Here is a 2,315-nt window from a genome sequence, read left to right on the forward strand (position 1 = left end):
CGTGATAGGCCGAGCGGGTTTCCGTGGAAGCTAACTAACGTGTCGGGGGCTCAGATGATCTCCGACGTTAGTAGAGTGACTTCTATGACGTCACCAGACACCAGGAACGACCGGGAGAAGGTCGTCTCCAAGCTGCCTTCCCGGCTCCGGCAGGAGCTGAAAGTTCGTGCCGCGCAGTTCGGCATCGACATCCAGGACGCCGTGGACGCCGAGATCACCACCTGGCGGGGCCTCGGGTCCAACCTCTCCCCCATCGACACCGCGGGTGCCGAGTCCTTCGCCACCTTCCTGCCGCCCGAGCAGTGGGCCGGGTTCCGGGCCGACTGCAAGGACCGGGGGGTGTCCCTGATCCAGGGGCTCGCGCAGTCCGTGCAGTTGTGGCTCGACAGCAACCCGTCGCCGGCGGTCAGGCGGCCGGCGATCACTCGTCGGATCGTCGTCTGCAACCAGAAGGGCGGGGTCGGCAAGACCGCCATCACGGCGGGGGCCGGTGAAGCCCTGGCCGAGGACCCCTCCGTGCTCGTACCGGTGCGGGTGTCGAAGCACTTCGCCGCCCTGCTGGAGGAGGACGGCGAGGGCAACGTTCCGCTGGCGCTGGAGGATCTGCCCGGGCTCGGGCAGCGGGTGCTGCTGGTGGACTTCGACCCCCAGGGGCACCTGACCAAGCAGCTCGGCCACGAGCCGCTGCCCATGGGGGGTGACTCGCTGACCAACCACATGGCCGGTGACGGGAAGGGCGAGCTGCGGGACGTCATCGTCACCATTGACGAGGACCGCTTCGGGGGGCGGCTGCACCTGCTGCCGGCGTGCACGGACGCGTTCCTGCTCGATGTGCGGCTGGCTTCCGTCCGCGCCCGTGAGGCGGCACTGGAGCGTGCGCTCGCTCCTCTCGAGGGCGACTACGACGTCGTCCTCGTCGACTGTCCGCCCAGCCTCGGGCTGAGCATGGACGCCGCCTCGTACTACGGGCGCAGGCGGCCGGAGGAAGTGGCGGGCAACTCCGGTGTCCTGATCGTGGTCCAGGCCGAGGACAGCAGCGCCGACGCCTACGACCTGCTCACCTCGCAGATCGAGGACATGCGCAGCGACCTGGCGTTGGACCTGGACTACCTCGGCATCGTGGTCAACCACTACGACGCCCGCCGTGGGTACATCGCCACCTCGTCCCTCCAGTCCTGGATGGACATAAAGGATCCGCGTGTCGTCGGTGTCATCGGCGACCTCAAGGAACAGAAGGAGGCCGTGCGGGTGAAGCGTCCGCTCCTCGCCTACGCCCCCCGCTGTGAGCAGTCCGTCGCCCTGCGCGCCCTCGCCCGGGAGATCAGCAAGTGAGCAAAGCGAAGAACCTCGGGCCCGGAGCCTCTTTCGGGCAGGCCCGTCCCGTCAGTGCCCGCCGCGCCGCGATCGGCGCCGTCGCCGCCGCGCCCACGGCTGGGGTGCCCGATCCGACGGAGCTGCCCCTCGGGGTCATCAGCCAGAACCCGGACAACCCGCGGGAGGAACTGCGGGACCTGGAGGGGCTGGCGGAGAGCATCCGCGAGATCGGCCTCATCAACGCCATCACTGTCGCGACTGTCGACGCCTATCTGCGCGAGCGGCCGGAGCGTGCCTCGGAGATCGAGGAGGGGGCCCGGTACATCGTCGTCGATGGACACCGTCGGCTTGCCGCGGCTCGGCTGGCGGGTGCGCGGACCATCAAGGTCTCCGTCGACAACGACCTCGTCTCGACGGACGAGTCCCTTCTGGAAGCGGCGTTCGTCGCCAACGTCCATCGGGACGACATGAACCCGATCGAGCAGGCGCAGGCGTTGCGCAAGCTCGTCGAGTTCTACGGGTCGCAGAACAAGGCCGCCAAGAGGCTGGGTATCGCGCAGTCCACCATCTCGTCGAAGCTCTCCATCCTCGACCTCGACCCGCAGTTGCAGGCCGACCTCGTGGCGGGGCATCGGAAGATCGAGCACGTGCGGAATCTGTCCAAGCTCTCCCCCGCCGAGCAGGTACGGGAGGCCGATGCGCGGGCCGCCGCTGCGAGTGAGCGCCGGCGGGGTGGGGGAGCGGACCTATCACGCCGTGATAACTCGCCGTCGTCGGGGGGGGGGGGGGGGGGGGGGGGGGGGGGGGGGGGGGGGGGGGGGGGGGGGGGGGGGGGGGGGGGGGGGGGGGGGGGGGGGGGGGGGGGGGGGGGGGTGGGGGGGGGGGGGGGGGGGGGGGGGGGGGGGGGGGGGGGGGGGGGGGGGGGGGGGGGGGGGGGGGGGGGGGGGGGGGGGGGGGGGGGGGGGGGGGGGGGGGGGGGGGGGGGGGGGGGGGGGGGGGGG

General features: G+C 71.7%; 2 protein-coding genes. Both read left to right on the forward strand.

The window, feature by feature from the left end:
- Positions 1–84 precede the first annotated feature (84 nt).
- Positions 85–1,332 (forward strand): ParA family protein, encoded by a 1,248-nt coding sequence (locus tag E2B92_RS32430; protein WP_133087795.1) that lies wholly within the window; start codon positions 85–87, stop codon positions 1,330–1,332.
- 104 nt (positions 1,333–1,436) lie between these two features.
- The coding region (locus E2B92_RS32435; RefSeq protein WP_327437507.1) for a ParB/RepB/Spo0J family partition protein at positions 1,437–2,315 on the forward strand (879 nt) is incomplete at its 3' end.

The sequence above is a fragment of the Streptomyces sp. WAC05374 genome, assembly GCF_004353505.1.
GTDB lineage: Bacteria > Actinomycetota > Actinomycetes > Streptomycetales > Streptomycetaceae > Streptomyces.

Coding starts and splice junctions, on each gene's coding strand:
- E2B92_RS32430 (WP_133087795.1), top strand. CDS start 85: ATGACGTCACCAGACACCAGGAACGACCGGGAGAAGGTCGTCTCCAAG.